At 47.4% G+C, this 19,423-nt stretch carries 16 protein-coding genes; 7 read left to right on the top strand and 9 right to left on the bottom strand.

Features of this window, described 5'->3' with window-relative positions; translation table 11 throughout:
• Positions 1 to 13 precede the first annotated feature (13 nt).
• Entirely contained in the window at positions 14 to 217 is a 204-nt protein-coding gene (locus FIM25_RS03710) for a DUF6485 family protein (RefSeq protein WP_139446444.1), read from the top strand.
• Positions 218 to 291: 74 nt separating this feature from the next.
• Here FIM25_RS03710 and FIM25_RS03705 read toward each other — a convergent pair whose 3' ends face one another.
• From FIM25_RS03705 to FIM25_RS03670, 8 genes are all read right to left on the bottom strand, one after another.
• The gene (locus FIM25_RS03705; protein WP_139446442.1) at positions 292 to 903 is read right to left on the bottom strand and encodes an ATP-binding cassette domain-containing protein; all 612 of its coding nucleotides are present in this window, start codon (positions 901 to 903) and stop codon (positions 292 to 294) included.
• Positions 890 to 1,645 (bottom strand): ABC transporter permease, encoded by a 756-nt coding sequence (locus FIM25_RS03700; protein ID WP_218961255.1) that lies wholly within the window; start codon positions 1,643 to 1,645, stop codon positions 890 to 892. The genes FIM25_RS03705 and FIM25_RS03700 overlap by 14 nt, the downstream gene beginning before the upstream one ends.
• Positions 1,646 to 1,673: 28 nt before the next feature.
• Positions 1,674 to 2,681, bottom strand: coding sequence for an ABC transporter substrate-binding protein (locus FIM25_RS03695; protein WP_139446441.1), 1,008 nt, complete (start codon positions 2,679 to 2,681; stop codon positions 1,674 to 1,676).
• Positions 2,681 to 4,795: a TonB-dependent receptor plug domain-containing protein gene (locus tag FIM25_RS17665; protein ID WP_139446439.1), complete on the bottom strand. Its 2,115-nt coding sequence runs from the start codon at positions 4,793 to 4,795 to the stop codon at positions 2,681 to 2,683. Before FIM25_RS17665 ends, FIM25_RS03695 begins: the two co-directional genes overlap by 1 nt.
• Positions 4,796 to 5,010: 215 nt before the next feature.
• Positions 5,011 to 6,759 carry an NADH-dependent [FeFe] hydrogenase, group A6 gene (locus tag FIM25_RS03685; protein ID WP_139446437.1) on the bottom strand — a complete coding sequence of 583 codons (1,749 nt, stop codon included), beginning with the start codon at positions 6,757 to 6,759 and terminating at the stop codon, positions 5,011 to 5,013.
• Between the two features lie 31 nt (positions 6,760 to 6,790).
• A complete protein-coding gene (locus tag FIM25_RS03680) occupies positions 6,791 to 8,569 on the bottom strand; it encodes an NADH-quinone oxidoreductase subunit NuoF (RefSeq protein ID WP_139446435.1) in 1,779 nt (592 codons plus the stop codon).
• Positions 8,559 to 8,966 (bottom strand): (2Fe-2S) ferredoxin domain-containing protein, encoded by a 408-nt coding sequence (locus FIM25_RS03675; RefSeq protein ID WP_139446433.1) that lies wholly within the window; start codon positions 8,964 to 8,966, stop codon positions 8,559 to 8,561. The genes FIM25_RS03680 and FIM25_RS03675 overlap by 11 nt, the downstream gene beginning before the upstream one ends.
• 43 nt (positions 8,967 to 9,009) lie before the next feature.
• A complete protein-coding gene (locus tag FIM25_RS03670) occupies positions 9,010 to 9,504 on the bottom strand; it encodes an NADH-quinone oxidoreductase subunit NuoE family protein (RefSeq protein WP_139446431.1) in 495 nt (164 codons plus the stop codon).
• A 371-nt stretch (positions 9,505 to 9,875) separates the two neighbouring features.
• Between FIM25_RS03670 and FIM25_RS03665 the strand changes: the two genes are divergently transcribed.
• The 4 genes from FIM25_RS03665 (at position 9,876) to FIM25_RS03650 (ending at position 13,918) form a co-directional block, all read left to right on the top strand.
• Entirely contained in the window at positions 9,876 to 10,577 is a 702-nt protein-coding gene (locus FIM25_RS03665; RefSeq protein ID WP_139446429.1) for a LysM peptidoglycan-binding domain-containing protein, read from the top strand.
• Between the two features lie 576 nt (positions 10,578 to 11,153).
• Positions 11,154 to 12,047 (top strand): poly(R)-hydroxyalkanoic acid synthase subunit PhaE, encoded by an 894-nt coding sequence (locus FIM25_RS03660; RefSeq protein WP_179953137.1) that lies wholly within the window; start codon positions 11,154 to 11,156, stop codon positions 12,045 to 12,047.
• A 99-nt stretch (positions 12,048 to 12,146) separates the two neighbouring features.
• Positions 12,147 to 13,409, top strand: coding sequence for a class III poly(R)-hydroxyalkanoic acid synthase subunit PhaC (gene phaC / locus FIM25_RS03655; RefSeq protein ID WP_218961254.1), 1,263 nt, complete (start codon positions 12,147 to 12,149; stop codon positions 13,407 to 13,409).
• Between the two features lie 89 nt (positions 13,410 to 13,498).
• A complete protein-coding gene (locus FIM25_RS03650) occupies positions 13,499 to 13,918 on the top strand; it encodes a MaoC family dehydratase (RefSeq protein WP_139446425.1) in 420 nt (139 codons plus the stop codon).
• A gap of 116 nt (positions 13,919 to 14,034) precedes the next feature.
• On the opposite strand, the gene ppdK is transcribed toward FIM25_RS03650, so the two are convergent.
• A complete protein-coding gene (gene ppdK, locus FIM25_RS03645) occupies positions 14,035 to 16,752 on the bottom strand; it encodes a pyruvate, phosphate dikinase (protein ID WP_139446423.1) in 2,718 nt (905 codons plus the stop codon).
• Between the two features lie 537 nt (positions 16,753 to 17,289).
• On the opposite strand from ppdK, the gene FIM25_RS03640 reads away from it, so the two are divergent.
• Complete coding sequence (locus FIM25_RS03640) at positions 17,290 to 19,173, top strand: ABC-F family ATP-binding cassette domain-containing protein (RefSeq protein ID WP_139446421.1); 1,884 nt, start codon at positions 17,290 to 17,292, stop codon at positions 19,171 to 19,173.
• Positions 19,174 to 19,192: 19 nt separating this feature from the next.
• Positions 19,193 to 19,417 carry a hypothetical protein gene (locus FIM25_RS03635; protein WP_179953136.1) on the top strand — a complete coding sequence of 75 codons (225 nt, stop codon included), beginning with the start codon at positions 19,193 to 19,195 and terminating at the stop codon, positions 19,415 to 19,417.
• Positions 19,418 to 19,423 lie beyond the last annotated feature (6 nt).

Raw genomic sequence — 19,423 nt, 5'->3', positions numbered from 1 at the left:
AAGTGGGGTATTTATGGAATGCAACCAGGAAGAAAACAAAAAGAGCTGTGCCTGTACTTATCCCGGATGCCCGAGGCAGGGTAACTGCTGCGCCTGCATCCGCTATCACAGGGTAAAGGGGCAGCTTCCTGCCTGTGTGTTCCCGGCGGATGCGGAAAAAACCTATGACCGTTCCTTTAAGCATTTTGCAAGGCTTGTGGCAGAGGGCAGGGTGTAGGATGTATTGGCTGTGAGGGGTTGGTTTGGGTAACTTTTCATCTTATTTCGGCAGGATGGGTCTGGTCTGGCTTTTCAGATATCAATGGTCAGGGGTGATGCAGAAAGTGGAACAATGCGGATGTCGGCATCCCTGAACTGTTCCGTGGCATGGGAAACCATGAGAATGGCCGTTCCATTTTTCTGGTTCATTTCAACAATCTCTTCCCATATTCTGTCCTGCCAGAAGGCATCAAGGAAGGCAAAGGGCTCGTCCAGAAGCAGCAGGTCTGGTTTGCCTGCAAAGCATGCTGCCATGGCAAGCCGTCTTTGCATACCACCGCTCATCTCCATGGGTTTCTTATGGGCTGCTTCCTGAAGTCCCATTTTTTCCAGCCAGAAAAGACTGTTTTTATACCTTTTTTCCCCTGAAATCCGGGCAGAAAGGATAAAATCCATATTCTCCAGAGCTGTTTTCCAGGGCAGAAGCGGAGCATCCTGCAGCAGGCAGGCCATGTGTGAAAAAGTGCTAATTCTGTTTCCAGCATCGGGTCGGACAATACCTGCGGCAATCTCCAGCAGGGTGGTTTTGCCAATTCCCGAAGGACCTGTCATGCAGAGCAGATCGCCTTTTGCAAGGGTAAGGCTGACATCCCCAAGGATACAGCGGCTCTGAAATTGTTTGGATATATGTTCAAGCCTTAGCATGCATGCCCCTTTGTGCCATTGCCCTGCGGCGTAAGGGCCGTATCAGCCCGAATTCTATCCCCATGCCCATGCCCACAAGGATGATGGCCCAGGAGAAAAGCTGGGGCATGTCCAGCATCCTGTATGACCAGTAGACTCCGGCTCCGATTCCTCTGCTGCTTCCAAAAAATTCCGCCACAGCCGTTACCTTCCAGCAGCTTCCCAAAGCAAAGGACAGTCCGCCAAGGAGATAGGGATGAATGCCCGGCAGTATCAGGTCTTTTAAAATTCTGTATTTTTTTACGCCATAGATTTCTGCAAGGGTAAAGAGCCGTGTATCAAGGCTCGCCACACTTTGGGCTATGGTAAAAAAAAGTGGTGGATAAAGGGAAGCCATGACCACGGCAATGGGAACCGTACTTCCTGTACCTGCCCATATCATGAGCAGGGTGATCCACAGAATTGGGGGTGTAGCCTGAAGGGCGACCACAAGGGGAGTAATGAGGGACATGGTTTTTCGGGAAAGGCCCGCCAGAATACCTGTGATAAGGGCCAGAAGCAGGGTCATGGAAATGGCCAGAAGACCTCTGAAAACTGAAATGGCAAGGTTTTCCCATAGGCTGGCTCCCAGAAGCATTTTTGCAAGACAGGCAAAGGTTTCCACAGGGGAGGGCACAAGGCCTGCGCCCATAAAATAAGTGAGAAGTCCCCAGAAGCCGAGCATCAGACCCATGGAAAAAATAAAAGGAATGCAGCCTTGCACCTTGTCTCCTTAAAAGCAGTCGGTCTGGTTAGGGGTTCTGCCAGAAAAAATCAGACCGGTCTTTGTTGTTTTTAAAAAAAGCAGGCATGAGAATATGCAGATAGTTTCGTATTTCCTGCTCTGCTTCAACTGCACTCTTCACCAATACCTGATCCCTTTCCAGGGACGCTGCAACCATTTCCTTTGGAATGAAAGCGGAAAAAACTTCAGGCAGGGCATGGACGGCATCCCTTGCATCTTCTTCCAGTTTTTTTCCTTCATATAGAAGGATATCCAGCAGGGATGCAATGAGTTCCGGGTATTTTTCAGCCGTTTTTGCATGGACGGCCATCCCTGCAATGGGCATGCGTGGGGGGCCATCTGTCAGCCGTCCATAGTGATCTTCTATGTTTTCAATTATTTTTAAGCTTTTATCCCGCATAAGAAGGCTTGTGAGCAGGGGTTCCGGTACAATGGCAGTATCTGTTCTGCCATCCATAAGCATCAGAGCCAGCTGGCGGGGTTCCATTTCTGAAAAATGGATATGTTTTTCATGGTCATTTTTTAATGATCTGAGAACTGATACCGCAGGGGAGCCCGGAGGAGCCACTGCCAGTTCTCTGCCCTGAAGGTCGCTTATGGCAGTGATATCCGGATTTCTGGATACAAGATAAAATTTCCGCCAGCCGCTGATCAATAGAATGCGTACAGGTGCTCCTGCGGCATGGGCTCTGGCAAAACCTTCCGTATCTCCCAGCCAGAGGTCCCCTTTTCCAGCCAGCATGATTCCCCTGAGGTCATCCAGATTTTTCCACAGTTCAACCCTTATATTGCATTTTTCAAGGAGTATTCCCTTCTGAACCCCCGCCCAGAAGGGAAGCTGCGGCGTGGTTGCCATGCCTGAAGTATAAAAGGTGAGGGTGGGGAGATCAGGATTGTTTCCGAAAACAAGGGTCTTATCCGGAGTATCCCTGAACAGGATAACAGCACCTGCAATTCCCATAAGGCCTGTAATGATGAGACTCAGTAGTATTTTGATGTAATTGGCTTTTTTCATTAAAATTCCAGAGTGTAGCTGGCCGCAAGGCTTCTTCCGGGGGCATTTAGTTCTGCGGGCTTTCTTCCTGTGGAAAGATGTTCCCTGTAGCTGGTATCCATAAGGTTGTTAACCTTTAAGGCAAATTCATGGATGGTTTTCGTCTGTCTGAATATATATGAAATACCCGTATTAAGGCTGGTCCATCCGGGCGTTGTTTTTTCTTCGGGAGCAACCTTTGTCTGCTTTGTCGCCCAGAGCAGTTCAAGATGACCGTTTAAGCCTGTGGCCGGGCTGTGGCGAATCCCCAGAAGACCGTTTAAGGGAGGAATTCCGGTAAGATCGTGTTTTTCACTTCTGTTTTCTCCACGGGTCCATGCAAGGTTGGATGCCGCATGCCAGTGACCAGAAAAACGGTATTCCAGTTCAGCTTCTGCTCCGTAGATTCTTGCCCGTTCGATGTTCTGCATCTCATGTCTTTCGCTGTTGATTCTTTTTTCCACAATCAGATCATCCAGATCATTAATAAAGGCACTGATGCTGGCGGCAAGGTTTTGCTGCACATAGTGGAGTCCGTATTCAAAAAATCTGGATCTTTCCGGATCAAGATCCGGAGTACCGTATACGGCATATTGGCCCAGATGGATATACTTGAATCGTTCCATCAGATCCGGTGCGCGGTAACTGGATGCACCAAGAAAGGTCATGGACCATCCTGGTACAAAGTTCCATGCAAGGCCTGCGTGCAGGTCCCAGCTCATGTTTTCATGATGATCCGCTTTCCGTGTAAGGGGGTTAGGGGCATCCGGGGTTTGGGGAATTATCCATGCGTAGTGGTCTTTGCTTTCAGCACGGATGAAATCCATTCTGCCGCCCATATTAAGGCTGAAGGAAGGGTGGATACGCCAGTTGTTTTCGCCAAAAACACCTGCGGAAAGCTGTTTTGCGTCTGCAAGGGGAGTGTCGATGCCCGTGGTCTGGTCTCTGAAGTGCCTTGTTCTGGAGGATGTCATTTCCCATTCCCATATATCCGCTCCCAGAGTAAAGGCATGGTTACCTTTTTTCATGCTGTTGAGCAACTTCAGCCCCCATGTGTCATGGTCTGCGGAAGGATGAATGCTCAGGGGACCTGAGGGAGGCAGCTGATCAATGCGTACATTTCTTTCTATTTTCTGATGAAAGATGTTTAGCTCCGATTGTTGCAGCAGCCCCTGATCCGGGATGAAGGTATGGGTTAGCTGTGTCAGTGTTCTTAAGGTTTCCGGGTAGGTGACATCGGCTGTCTGTGGCATGGAGGCTTCGCCCCTTCCGGGAATACCGATATTTTTTCCTTCAAGATACTGGTGCTGAATGCGGGTAGAGTGCAGGCTGTTCCATCTGTATCCTGCCTTGACATTGCCCCCGTGGTCTTCAAACTGAGAATTGTGTATCTTATCACCGCTGCCGTCTTTATAGTTTTTGTGATCCCGTCTGCTCCCCGATGCGTAAAGCCAGTAATCCGGAGCATTGTACTGGATGCGGCCATGGATGCCATAACCTTCAGGGTTGTCTCTGAAGGTAGTGATAAGGGAGCCGTGGAATGACGGGACAGGGGAAAAATTTCCTTTTTTTGTGATGATATTAACAACTCCGCCTATGGAGCCTGAACCGTAAAGGGCGCTTACGGGTCCTTTGAGAACCTCCACCCTTTCAATGTCTGCGGTATCCACGAGGCCGAAGCGGGCATTAATGTCCGTTGAGGTATGCACCCTTGCACCATCAATTAGAAAAATTACCCGGTTTCTGCCAAGGCCGCGGATGTTTATTTCAGAGCCCCATGGGGAATCCGGTGATACACTTAAACCCGGAATCCGGGTCAGGGCATCCGTGACACCTAAAGGGCTGCTGCGCAGAAGGCTTGCACCATCCATCAGGGCAGTACCGCCGGGTGTCTGGGAAATGGGGGTTTCACTGCCCCTTGCGGAAACAATTACCCTTTCAAGAAGAATAATATCTTCCGGGTTTTGGGGCTGGGATGCCGGGGCTGGTGAGGGCAAAATTAAAAAAAGAAGAACTAGACAGCTAAAAATATATGTTTTGTTGCGTAGTTTTTTATTGGCACGGGTTGTTTTTTGGCAAAGCGTAAAGCCGGGCAAGTTGTATCTCCTTATTTGATGATAAAGGGGTTACTGTCTTTTCGGGTACAAAGAAGCTCTTTGGGGCAGGTACAGGGACCTGCCAGGATTTAGTATTTTTAGGGTCCTTAAGGTCTTTAGAGTCTTTAAGGTCTTTAAGGAAGGCAGGCGCAGGGGCCTGCCCAAGCCATGAAGGGTGTTTGTAGGGGCAGGCCCCCGTGCCTGCCCGTCTTACCCTATTTGGTGTAAAGGGGCCTGTGCTGGTAGTGGGTGTGCAGCAGTTCGTGGGCCTTTCCGCTGCCGGGTGTTTCCAGAAACTCTTTATATATTTCCTGAATGAATGGGTTTTTATGGGAACACCGGATTTCCGAGTGCTGATCATCGGCGTACATTCCGGCAATACGGGCGTTTCTTACCTCATCGGTGGTGTTGTAGGGCTGACCACCGCCGGCTATGCATCCGCCCCTGCAGGCCATGACCTCCACAAAATGGTAGGGAGGTTCTTTTCCTTCGTCCCTTGCCTGACGTATTTCCGTGAGCAGATCCCGTACATTGGCGACGCCATGGGCAATGGCCACACGCAGTTCTTTTCCGTTAATATGAATGCTGGCGGTACGGATGCCCTCCATGCCCCTCACCTCCTCAAAGGTGATTTTTTCATATTCGCTGCCGGTGACAAGGAAGTATCCCGTGCGCAGGGCTGCTTCCATAACACCGCCGGTGGCACCGAAAATGGTGGCTGCACCCGTATATGCACCTATGGGAGAATCTGCTTCTTCATCGGGAAGGGAAAGAAAGTCAATGCCGGACTGTTTGATGAGCCGGGCCAGTTCCCTTGTGGTAAGCACCACATCCACGTCCTGTCGTCCTGATGCATACATATCCTTATGCCTTACAATTTCAAACTTTTTACTGGTGCAGGGCATGATGGCCGCAGAAAAGATTTTTTCCTTGGGTATCTCTTTTTTATCAGCATAATAGGTTTTTGTGAGTGCCCCCTGCATCATCATGGGGGATTTGGCTGTGGAGAAGTTGGGAATCATATCGGCACAGTGTTTTTCCATGTAATCAACCCAGCTGGGACAGCAGGATGTGATCAGGGGCAGCACACCTCCCTTGGTGAGGCGATCGACAAACTCCGTACCTTCCTCCATAATGGTAAGGTCCGCAGAAAAGTTGGTGTCAAAGATGGCATCCACACCTATACGCCTTAAAGCCGCATAAATTTTTCCTGTGGTTATGGTTCCCGGTTCAAGGCCGAAGGCTTCACCAATGGCCACACGTACGGCAGGTGCTATCTGTACTGCCACATGGAGTTCCGGATTCAGAATGGCATCCAGCAATTTTTTGGTGTCATCCCGTTCGTATATGGCACCCACGGGGCAGTGGGCACTACACTGGCCGCACTTGATGCATGGGCTTTCACTCAGAAGGGCACCGGCAGCGGGCATCATTTCCGTATGATCTCCCCTGCCGATGAACTCAAGTGCCCATACGTCCTGAAGCTGCTGGCATACCAGAACGCATCGGCCGCATTTGATACATTTTCTGGGGTCCAGAACAATGGACAGGGTGGATTCGTCTTTGGGAAGTTCTGTTATATTGGACTCAAAGGGGACTTCACGGATACTGAAGTTTGCCGCAAGGGTCTGCAACTCACAACTGCCGCTGCGTCCGCAGGTGAGGCACTCATTGGGGTGGTTAGAGAGAATCATCTCAACAATGGTCCTGCGGATTTTGTTGAGTTCCGGATCATGGGTGATGTAGCTGGTTCCTTCGCTGACTTCCGTAACGCAGGCTCTGGGAAGTTTTGGCATACCTTCCACCTTGACCACACAGAGACCGCAGGCCCCCCAGGGTGTGAGGTCGGGATGGGCGCAGAGGGTTGGAATATGAATGCCAGCCTGCTTGGCCGCCATCAGTACGGAAGTGCCTTTTTCGACTTCCATGGGGACATTGTTTATTTTTATATTTATTTTCTGCACGTATCCGCTCCTTCTTTTTTCCGTTCAATAACTATGCGATCTGTACAGCACCGAATTTGCAGCCTTCATGGCAGATGCCGCATTTGATGCAGTTGTCCTGATCAATGACATGGGGCTTTTTGCGTTCGCCCGTGATGCAGTTGTTGGGACATTTACGGGAGCAGACTGTACATCCGATACAGATATCCGGATTGATGGTGTAGGTGACAAGGGCCTTGCATACTCCGGCCGGACAGCGATGGTCCCTGATATGGGCCAGATATTCATCCTCAAAATATTTCAGGGTGGAAAGTATGGGGTTGGGTGCTGCCTGTCCCAGACCGCAGAGGGATGCTTTCTGCATGGGAACGGCCAGGGCCCTTAGCTGCTGAATATGATCCATGGTTCCCTTGCCCATGGTGATTTTTCTTAAAATATTATGCATTTTTCGGGTACCGATACGGCAGGGGGCGCATTTTCCGCAGGATTCGTCTACGGAAAAATCAAGGTAGAATTTGGTGACGTCCACAATGCAGTCGTCTTCGTCCATGACTATCATGCCACCGGAACCCATCATGGAACCTAAGGCTCCAAGGGTTTCATAATCAATGGGGGTGTCCAGATGCTCTGCGGTGATGACGCCGCCCGACGGACCGCCGGTTTGTGCTGCTTTAAAGGCTTTCCCGTTGGGAATACCGCCGCCTATATCATAGATGATTTCCCTTAAAGTGGTGCCCATGGGTACTTCCACAAGGCCTGAATTATTGATTTTACCCGTAAGGGCAAAAACCTTGGTTCCTTTGGATTTTTCTGTACCGATCTGACCAAACCAGTCGCCTCCCCTTAAAATAATCTTAGGGATATTGGCATAGGTTTCCACATTATTGATGACAGTCGGTTTCCCCCACAGCCCCTTTACTGCAGGAAAAGGTGGTCTTGGCCGGGGCATGCCCCTTTCACCTTCGATGGATGCGATAAGGGCGGTTTCTTCACCACAGACAAAGGCACCGGCACCTAAGCGGATTTCAATGTCAAAATCAAAACCGCTGCCTAAAATGTTTTTTCCAAGCAGACCGTATTCACGGGCCTGATCCATGGCCTTGTAGAGACGCTCAATGGCCAGGGGGTATTCCGCACGGATATAGATGTAACCCATGCTGGAGCCGCAGGCATATCCGGCCAGAGCCATGGCTTCCAGTACGGACTGGGGATCCCCTTCAAGTATGGAGCGGTCCATGTAGGCTCCGGGGTCACCTTCATCGGCATTGCAGATGATGAAAATCTCATCGGCCTGATCTTTGATGTCATGGGTGAATTTCCATTTCATCCATGTGGGAAAACCTGCTCCGCCCCTTCCCCTTAGGCCGGATTTTTTCAGCTCTTCGATGATGTCCATGGGCTTCATTTCAAAAAGAGCCATGCTTAAGGCCGCATAGCCGTCACGGGCAATGTATTCCGTGATGTCTTCGGGATTGATGATCCCGCAGTTTCTTAAGGCAATGCGTATCTGCTTCTGGTAGAATCTGGATTCTTTTGCGGGATTATCATGCTTGAGCATGAGTCTCTCGACGGGCTGACCTGCGATGATATGATCATTGATAATGGCTTTTGCGTCTTTTACGTCTACGTTGACATAAAAGGTTTCATCGGGAAGTATTTTTACTATGGGACCTTTGCTGCACAAGCCGAAGCATCCGGTTCTGACGATTTGCACGTTTTGGCAGATACTGCTTTCCATGGTAAGTTTTTTAAGCTCTTTGTAAATCTCTTCGGATTTTCCGGATTCACATTGCTTGCCGCTGCAGACCAGGCAAAATTTTTTATAAGGCATGTTTGGGCTCCTTTACCACATCCTGGGCAGGTTTATCAAAAACATGACCGCAGACCAGCTCTCTGCCGAGAATATGCCTGTCAACAATCCGCCGGGTCACATCGGGGGTCACCTTGCCGTATATAATATCCGGCATGCCGTTCATTCTTATTTCAAGGGTTGGCTCCGCATGATCGAGCCCCAAAGAGCCTGTTTTACGGATTATGGCATTGCTGATGCCCCTTTCTTCGAGGGTTTCATTGAGGGCCTGCAATACGTTTTTTGCACCGGATGCAATGCCGCTGCTGCCCATTCCAATGAGTATTTCTATTATGTTTTCATTGCCTTTGCGTTCATGGAGTTCTAACCGTTTTTTTTCCCGCAGTTTTTTCAGTTCTTCTCTGGGATTCATCTCCATTATTTTCTCCTTATTGGATACTTCGACCGATATTTCCGTAACTTTACTGTTGCCCGGAGGACTTGCTGTGGTATTTGGATATGATTCCAGCAAGTTCATCGGTTTTCAGGACGCCAAAGACTTCGTCATTGATGGTCATTACCGGTGATAGTCCGCAGCAGCCGATGCAGCGGACTGCTTCTACGGAAAATTCGCCGTCTTCCGTGGTCTCTTTTACACTGGCTCCCAGAAGGTTCTCTACTTCATGGAGAAGGTCCTGGGCACCTTTCAGGTAACAGGCTGTGCCGGTACATACTGCCAGTGTGTTTCGTCCGGGTTTTTCCTGTTTGAAGTAATGGTAAAATGTGAGAACACCATAGATTTTTGCCAGCGGTACATCAATATAACGGCTCAGTTCAATGGCGATTTTTTTCGGAACATAGCCGAATTCCTGTTGGATGCGGTGAAGGATCATGATGAGATTGCCCTTTTTTTCCTTCCAGATGTCGATGAAGGAGAGAAGCTCATCGGAAAGTTTTAACTCCTGCTGCATTTCCATAAATTTTACCCCCTTTGACTGAATCAATGTTCACAACTATATTTACAGGGTTTCTGCTGTCACAGCCTTGGCTACCCTATACCGTTCGGGGCTTTATATTCAATAAAAAAATATTGATGAAAGAAGGGTTTTTTTAAAGGTTGTACTATCGTTATCTTTAAGAACGTTGTTTATTGTATTGCATATCTTAGATTTGATTGGATATATATTAATAGTCAGGTTATGTATTTAAATGGGTGAAGGTGAATATGCGGTCCTGATGCAATGGATCATTAAGCCGTCTGATTTACCTTTATCGCATGAGATAAGGACTTTCTGCTGGACCAATGTAAGGCAGACATATTGCACATTATGATTTTTCAGGAGGTAAAATGGATCCGAAAATCCGATCGAATCTGGAGGCTGCCGGGCAGGAAGAGTCCGGTTTCGGGCCTCCATCTGGCAGGAAGACCTGGTATCGTTCTGTGGAAATGCCCTTTGTATGGCTCGGGGCAGGTCTTGTGGCTGTTCTGATTCTTTTTCTGATTTTTTTCCCTGGTAGATCTCAGGAGCCTGTTTTTCCATCGGGTGTTGGATCAGGTGCAGAATATGCCGAAATATCCGAACGTCTTGACAGACTGGCCTCTACCTTGGAGTCTTTGCGGATGCAGCGGATGTTTTCGGAATCCGGAGCTCCGGAGCAGGAAGAGCTTGTGTCTGTTATAAGAAAAATGAATGCAGATTTTTCTTTACAGATTGCCGCCCTTTCCAAAAAAATGGATGGTCTGCAGTCGGCTGTGGAAGCACAAAGCAGATCTGTGGCTCCTGCCATTGCTCCTCCAAAGACAGCAGAGACAACAGATGGAGATGCGGCTCTGAAAACCCGCAGATCTTCAACCACAAAGATGGATCCGGCCAGTTCCGCAGTTACGTCTCCTTCTGCCGGAGGCCTTGAATACAGCGTACAGCGGGGTGATACCCTGTTCAGTATAGCACGAAAACATGGGGTGACCCTTGGGAGTTTACTGGAAGTTAACAGAATGAAGCAGAGTGATCCCATTCATCCCGGACAGCGTTTGAAAATCCCTGAATAATTCTTTTGTTTTATTTTTTTAAATCCTGAACCCCATTCGGCCTTCAGTGCCGGACGGGGTTCATAAAAAGTGGATCAAGGGAATCATTTTTCTGGATCTGCTGTTAAAACTTCGGGAAAAAAACTATGTTTTTGTGGTTTTTTCCTATGGACCTTCTCTTTAAATTAGGCTAGCATAAAAAAGTAATCTTCATAGATTCTGATGAATCCCCATTAAGACTAAGGCATATTCACTGCACATATACCAATCAAAGCAAACCTGAAAATCAATCTCGTTTTTTGAAACGAAAGATTGTACCGCCTGTATAATAAAAAATACCAGATGACATCTGAGCACAGGAAATTATATTCTCTGCGAAAACAATGAAAAATTTATAGTCGGGGAATACATTGAATGTATTACTGTTATTAAGGTGCATTGTCGTCTACGGTATTTTGATACTTTTTCCTTCTTGACTGTCGTTAAATTCGATTCATTAATTAAAAAGCAGATACGATTTTTTATTCCATCGCCTGATAAAAATAATTTTTATATATGGGCTGTTTTATATACAGCAGGAAAAGTACAGGAGGTTTAATGACAAAGAATCAGGATTCGTCTTCATTTACCAATTCTATTCAGAGTATTGCAGAGGCCACGGGTCAGTTCTGGCGCTCCTTTTCGGAAACATGGAATGAAGCTGGTCAGAATATTCCTGGTCAGTCAGAGAATTTCCAGAAAAACTGGACGCAGTCTTTAACGGAAAACTGGGGTGGTTTTTTCAAAAACCTGGAAAATTGGGGTGGAAGTATGAATAAAGATAAAGAAAAATCCTTTGATCCTTCAGATATGGCAGCTCAGTTGGAGGCTGTGAATCGTTTTATGCAGGTATTTCAGAAGCAGACGGATTTTATGCAGCAGCGTTTTATGGAAAATGCCGGAAAACTGGGAGAAGTTTTTGAAACCATGGAAGGTAAAGGCAGCAGCAATGAATTTCTGCATGCATGGCAGGAAATTTATGAAAAGGAAATCCGAAAAATTTTTCATATCCCTCAGGTAGGGCTGGGGCGTGAATATCAGGAAAGGATAATGACTGCTCTGGATCGGTTCAGTCTTTTCCATGGCAACGCCATAGAGCTTATGCATTTTCTTTATATTCCCATGGAACAGAGCTTTTTGCAGATGCAAAAAGATATTGAGAAGATGGTTGCGGAAGGACGTATTCCAGAAGACAATGAGGATTACTACAAGTTGTGGCTGCAGAAGCTGGAGGCTCACTACATGGAGTTGTTCCGTTCTCCGGAATATACAACTGCCCTGGGTAAAACACTGGGAGCCATGGGAGAGTTTAAATCCGCAAGGGATGCCATGATAGAAGACAGTCTTCAGAGTGTCCCTGTTCCCACACGTTCTGAAATGGATGAACTGTATAAAGAACTTTATGCTTTAAAAAGGCGGATCCGGGATCTGGAAAAGAATGCAGAAAAATAGCCTGACGTTTTTTTCCTGCCACACTGGCATTGTTTTTTATAAAATTATCAGGGTTATTGTTTCGAATACTGGCGTCAATACAAGTAACGGGGGATTAATATGATGGATATGAGCAGGTTAACGGACAAGTTTCTTACGGATCTGGAAAACAATACGGAAAAAAATCAGGCTTATCTGAAAGATGCTGTTGATGTGCTTTTAAGTTCCCTTGACGATCAGATCGCAGCAACCCCCTATGATATAGTATGGCAGGAAGACCGTGTGCGGCTTAAGCATTACAGGTCTACGGCAGAGGGTAAGACCCCCAGAAAAACTCCCCTGCTTGTGGTTTATGCCCTCATTAACAGAGAAACCATGCTTGATCTTCAGCCAGGGCGTAGTGTTGTGGAAAAGTTTCTGGCGGATGGCATGGATGTTTACATGCTGGACTGGGGATATCCCACCCAAAAAGATAAGTATCTGTCCATTGATGACCATGTGAATGTTTATATAGATGATGCCGTGGATTTTATCCGCAAAAGGGAAGAGGTTGCTTCTCTGAATCTCATGGGTATCTGCATGGGTGGAACTTTTTGTACTATTTATTCTGCAATTCATCCTGAAAAGGTAAAGAATCTTGTTCTGACGGTTACGCCAACGAGTTTTGGGCATGAAGAGGGCCTTCTTCATGTCTGGATGCGGAGCCTGGATGCGAAAGCTGTTTTGAAAAATTACGGGAATATGCCCGGAGATATGATGAATTTTGGATTTCTTCTTCTGAATCCGGCTCGTTTGATGATTGATAAATATCGCTCTTTTATAAACAATCTTGGGGACAAGGTCTTTGTGGAAAACTTTATCCGCATGGAAAAATGGATCTATGACAGTCCCGATGTTCCCGGTGAAACCTTTCGCCAGTTTATTGAAGATTTGTATCAGAAGGATCTTCTTATTCAGAATAAGCTTCAGATTGGTCCCCATCTCATTGATCTGGGCAGAGTGACCATGCCTGTTTTAAATATCTATGCCCGCCTGGATCATCTGGTGCCGCCTGCTGCCAGCAATCAGATTACCAGTAAGATAGGAAGTAAAGATACTAAAGACATCTGCCTTGATACAGGCCATATCGGAATTTATGTGAGTTCCAAGTATCAGAAGGAGTTTGTACCGACCATTTCCCAATGGCTTCTTGAAAGGGATGGTGCCGTAGAAAAGCAGAGCCTGAAGGAATCTTTGGAAGAGTCCAATGCTGATGCGGCTTCCGAATCTGCTAAAAATACGAGAGCAGCAGGCAAAAAAGTTGCATCCGGGCAAAAGCAGGCTGGTAGTGGAAAATCCTATGCCGCTAAGAACAAGGGAAAAGGTACTGCGGGCAGGGTATGAAGGCTTTCCACGGTAAAGGTCGAAGGGATAAGGGTGGCTTGAGTACCCTGTCCATGATATTCATTGATTAAGCATATGTGAGGACACCTATGAATGGATTAAGCATTGATCAGATCTCCATGGGAGACAGCGCAACTTTTACCAAAACGATTTCTGAGTCGGATGTTTATCAGTTTGCCGGAGTTACAGGGGATTTAAATCCTGCCCATATAAACGAGGAGTATGCAAAGGGGACCGTGTTTAAAACCCGCATTGCCCATGGAATGCTGAGTGCCGGTTTTATATCTGCGGTTCTGGGAACCCGCCTGCCAGGACCTGGAACAATTTATCTCCGTCAGGAGCTTAAATTTCTTGCTCCGGTACGCATCGGAGATACCATCACGGCCAAGGTGGAAGTTACAGGTCTTGTGGTTGAAAAGAACCGTATTACCCTGAGAACAACCTGTACCAATCAGGACGGAACCCTTGTGGTGGATGGTGAAGCCCTGATGAGTCCTCCTAAAAAATAGATGATATGGTTTAAGTAAGACAAAAGCCGACTTCCTTATGGAAACCGGCTTTTGTTTTATTGGGTCAAAATTTTGTAGCTTCTGAATAGTTTGCAGTTATTCAGAAGCTATATTTTTTACTTGCTTTCAGCTTTTAAAGCAGCCTGTGCTGCGGAAAGCCGTGCAATGGGAAGACGGAAGGGTGAACAGCTGACGTAGGTCAGATTGTTGGCATAGCAGAAGGCAACGGATGCGGGATCACCGCCCTGCTCTCCACAGATACCTATTTTAAGGTCAGGCCTTGTCTTCCGGCCCCGCTCTACGGAATACTGGATCAGCTGACCGACACCATCCTGGTCAATGGTCTGGAAAGGATCGGCATCTATGATTCCTTTGTCCAGATAATCTGCCATGAAACCACCGGTATCATCCCGGCTGAATCCAAAGGTCATCTGGGTAAGATCGTTGGTTCCAAAGGAGAAGAAGTCAGCACACTCTGCCATTTTATCGGCCATAAGGGCGGCCCTTGGAATTTCTATCATGGTGCCATATTTATAATCAATGGAATCCAGGCTGAATGTTTTCAGGATATCAGCATAGACTCTGTCCGTAATTGCTTTGGCAAAGATCAGTTCTTTCACATCACAGGTTACAGGAACCATGATTTCAGGAAGGGGATTTTTTCCCTGACGGATCAGTTCAGCTGCGGCTTCCAGAATGGCCCGGACCTGCATTTCCGTGATTTCGGGATAGGTGATCCCCAGACGTACTCCGCGGTGTCCCATCATGGGGTTGCTTTCCTGGAGTTCTTCGCCCCTTCGGACCACATCATCAACTTCAATATCAAGGGCTTTGGCCAGTTCTTCCTGATGGATTCTTCCATGGGGAACAAATTCGTGCAGCGGGGGGTCCAGCAGACGAATGGTGACTGGCATTCCGTCCATGGTTTCCAGGGTGGCCTGAATGTCCCGCTTCATGAAGGGGAACAGCTCTTCCAGGGCTTGGCGGCGCTCATCTTCAGTATCGCTGAGGATCATCTTACGCAGAAGGAAAAGTGGTTCTTCGGAATCACCACCGTAGAACATATGTTCGGTTCTGAAAAGCCCGATGCCTTCGGCGCCGTACTCCAGAGAAACCAGAGTATCCTGAGGGCTGTCCGCATTGGTGCGTACACCCATTGTTCTGTACTTGTCCACAATGGTCATGAAAGCCTTGAACCGGGGATTTTCCGTGGCGTCCACCATTTTAAGGGCACCTTCATACACAAGCCCTTTGGAGCCGTTCAGGGTAACCACATCACCTTCTTTGTATACTTTACCACCAATGCGCATTTCTTTGGCTTTGAAATCCAGTTTGATCATGGCGGCACCAACAATACAGCATTTGCCCCAGCCTCTGGCCACAAGGGCAGCATGACTGGTCATACCCCCGCGGGCTGTGAGAATACCTTCTGCAGCACGCATTCCTTCCACGTCTTCGGGGTTGGTTTCTTCGCGTACAAGGATTACCTGCTTACCGCTTTTATGCCATTCCACGGCATCTTTTGCAGTAAAGACAATCTGACCGAAGGCACCGCCCGGACCTGCAGGAAGGCCTTTGGCAATGACGGTGGAAGTTTTTTCGTGGGCAGGATCTACAATGGGGTGAAGCAGTTCATCGAGCTGGGAGGGTTTGACCCGCATCACGCATTCTTTTTCCGTGATCATTTTTTCTTCCAGCATGTCCATGGCCATGTTCAGAGCTGCAGGACCTGTTCTTTTACCCACCCGGCACTGAAGCATGTAGAGGCGTTTTTCCTGTATGGTGAACTCAATGTCCAGCATATCCCGGTAGTGCTTTTCAAGATTATTTCGGATTTCATAGAGCTGAGCATATACCTCGGGCATTTCTTCCTCAAGGGAAGGAAGATGCTCATTCTGATCATTTTTGGTATCTTTGTTCAATGGGTTTGGTGTACGGGTTCCGGCAACAACGTCTTCTCCCTGGGCATCGGGGAGCCATTCTCCGTAAAAGCGGTTTTCTCCGTTGGCGGGGTTCCGGGTAAAGGCAACTCCTGTGGCGGATGTGGCTCCCATATTGCCAAAAACCATGCTCTGCACCGTACAGGCCGTACCCCATTGATCAGGAATGCCTTCAATGCGGCGGTAGGAGATGGCACGGCGGCCGTTCCAGCTTTTGAAAACAGCACCAATGGCTCCCCAAAGCTGATCCTCGGGTTTGTCGGGAAAATCCACGCCCAGTACTTCACGGACGGTTTTTTTAAAGGTGTCACAGAGGTTTTTGAGGTCTTCGGCAGGGATGTCCGTGTCATTGATGTAGTTTTTTTCTTCTTTGAGATCTTCCATGATCCGGTCAAGCTGGCTGCGTATACCCATGTCATCTATGGGTTCAACACCCTCGGCTTTTTCCATGACCACGTCTGCATACATCATGATAAGGCGGCGGTAGGCATCATAGACAAAACGCTCATTACCCGTTTTTTTGATCAGGCCAGGAATGGTGGCAGGGCAAAGACCCACATTAAGTACTGTTTCCATCATGCCGGGCATTGACTGGCGGGCACCGGAACGACAGGAAACCAGGAGGGGATTTTCCGTGTCTCCAAATTTCATACCCATAATACCTTCCACGGTGGCAAGGGCTGCCTGAACCTGCTCCCGCAGTTTTCCGGGATAGTTTCCACCGGAAGAAAGAAAATCATTGCAGCAGTCTGTACTTAAGGTAAAACCTGCGGGAACGGGAAGGCCAAGCTGGGCCATCTCTGCAAGGTTTGCACCTTTTCCTCCGAGAAGTTCGGCCTGGGTTGCATCGCCATCTGCCGCTCCATTACCGAAGCTGTAAACGTAGGTGGTCATTCTTTTTTCCTTCCTTTCACAAATACAGAAAAGACTGATGAAGTTAATATTTCGGGTGATATCACCGCTTTTTGAAGGGTCCACAACCAGAATGGCGATGGTGCGGACAAATAAATCCAGATGTTTCCGGCAGATGAATCGGGTCTGGCTGGCAGAAACATGGAGATAACAAAGTTTTCATACGTCTTTAATAAAAAAAATGATAAAATTATTTATTCATATATTCCATGTCTTATGCTTGCCATCGAAAAACATGTTATACGTATAAGGGAGTATCGAATCCGTTCCTTTTTGTTATCTGTCACAGAATATGGCAGAAGAGGAACGTTCAGTGGACCAGAGTTCAGAGACCAGAAATCAGCGTCTGTCTAAGTATTTTTAGAGGTGAAGTCAAGGAAAAACAGGGTTTTCCTTTTTACTGTGCCATGCCCGGAAACGGGGGGCTCTTTATTAAAGAGTCTTTTCCCTCAGGCTGGGGCATGGTATGTTTTTTCTTTTAGTTTGTTTTTTAATGTATGCCCCATGGATGGATAAAAAATGATACAGATTGATCATCTTAAGAAAAGTTACGGCAGCCAGGATATTTTTGATGGAGTGGGTTTTAAGATCAACAGCAGGGAGCGGATTGGTCTTGTGGGCCGCAACGGTCATGGAAAAACAACGTTGCTGCGGATTCTGTCCGGAGAAGAGCTGCCCGATGAAGGGCAGATCCTTATGCCGAAAAATTACCGTATAGGCTATGTGAGTCAGCATTTATCATTTTCAGAGTCAAGCATACTGGATGAAGTGGCTTCAGGTCTGCCAGCAGAAGAGAAGGATGCTGTGTGGAAAGCAGAGAAAATTCTTGCAGGACTTGGTTTTTCAGAAAAGGATATGGCTTCTTCACCGGATGTGTTTTCCGGTGGATTTCAGATCCGGGTGCACCTTGCAAAGGTTATTGTTTCAGAACCGGATCTTCTTCTTCTGGATGAGCCCACCAACTATCTTGACATTACTTCCATTCGCTGGATGGAGCGCTTCCTTTCCGCCTGGCCCAGAGAGCTTCTTCTGATTACCCATGACAGAAGTTTTATGGATAAGGTTGTTACCCATGTGGTGGGTATTCACAGGAAACGTATCCGTAAGGTGGCAGGAGATACGGAAAAATATTATATGCAGATGGCCCAGGAAGAAGAGGTTTATGAAAAGACACGGGTCAACGATGAGAAACGCCGCAGAGAAATGGAGCAGTTTATCCGCAGATTCAGGGCTAAGGCCAGGCTGGCGGGTATGGTACAGTCCAGGGTTAAGGCGCTGGGCAAAATGGAAAAGAAAGACAAGCTGGAAAATATCAAGGATCTGGAATTCAGTTTTCCCTACCTGTCTTATAAGGGAAAGAACATGCTTCAGGCCAGCGGAATTTCCTTTGGTTATGGATCACAGCCACCACTGATCCAGAATTTTTCCCTGACCCTGTCTGCGGGAGAACGGGTATGCATTGTCGGTAAAAATGGAAAAGGAAAGACAACGCTTCTGCAACTGTTGGCTCAGATTGCTGAGCCTTCAGAAGGAAAAATAAGTCTGAACCCCGGGATTGAGACTGGTATTTACGAGCAGACCCACATCAGCAGGCTGCATCCGGAACGAAGCGTGGAAGAGGAAATTCAGGCGGCCCATGGTGATTGTGAGCGGCAGATGGCAAGGAACATCTGTGGTGCCATGATGTTTGAGGGGGATCAGGCCTTAAAGCCCATACGCATTCTTTCCGGTGGGGAAAAAAGCCGGGTTATGCTGGGCCGTCTGCTGATAAAGCCCCACAACCTTCTTTTTCTGGATGAGCCGACCAATCATCTGGATATGAACAGTTGTGATGCCCTGTTGGAAGCCATTGATGCCTTTGAGGGCACCGTTGTAATGGTTACCCATAATGAGATGTTTCTCCATGCCCTTGCAGATCGTCTGGTGGTCTTCAAAGAGAATGGTCCTGTGGTTTTTGATGGCGGCTATGGAGATTTTCTTCAGAATGAAGGCTGGGATGAGGAAAATGAAGAGCAGGGAAGCATGGGTAAATCATCTGTTGTTTCGTCAGCAGTCTCTGGTGCAGAAAAAAATACGCCCAGCAGAAAAGATTTGAGGAAAATGCGATCTGAAATTATTCAGCAGAAATCTCTTCTTCTAAAGCCTGTAGAAAAAAAGATGGCCCTTTTGGAAAAAGATATAGAAATATCCGAAGAAAAGTTACAGAATCTTACTCTTGAAATGCAGGACCTGGCCCTGACGGGTGATGGTTTAAAAATGGCAACAGTTGCAAAAGAAATAGGCCTTCTGCAGTCAAAGATTGATACCCTTTACCTGACCCTTGAGGAAGAAACTATTTCATATGAGACGATCAAGGCTGATTTTGATCTGAAGATCGCAAACCTTGACCTATGTACAGCTTAAATACAAAGGTGATAAAGCATTGGCAAAAAACAGTGATAATCCATTGGATATAATTTGGGCTGTGGCACTGATCGGAGCAGGTGTGGGAATCATTTTCAGGATCCCCCAGGTGATGCCGGATATTCTAGCCGTAGAATCCTTTGCCGGATCCGGTTTTTTTATTCGTATCTGCTTCTATTTTATGGCACTTATTTTGATTGGCGGCGGTATAAGGAAGTTGTGGTATCGTTTTTTCAGGGCTTGAGTTTAT

This window comes from Desulfobotulus mexicanus (assembly GCF_006175995.1).
GTDB lineage: Bacteria > Desulfobacterota > Desulfobacteria > Desulfobacterales > ASO4-4 > Desulfobotulus > Desulfobotulus mexicanus.
This window is presented reverse-complemented; position numbering and strand designations above follow the sequence as displayed.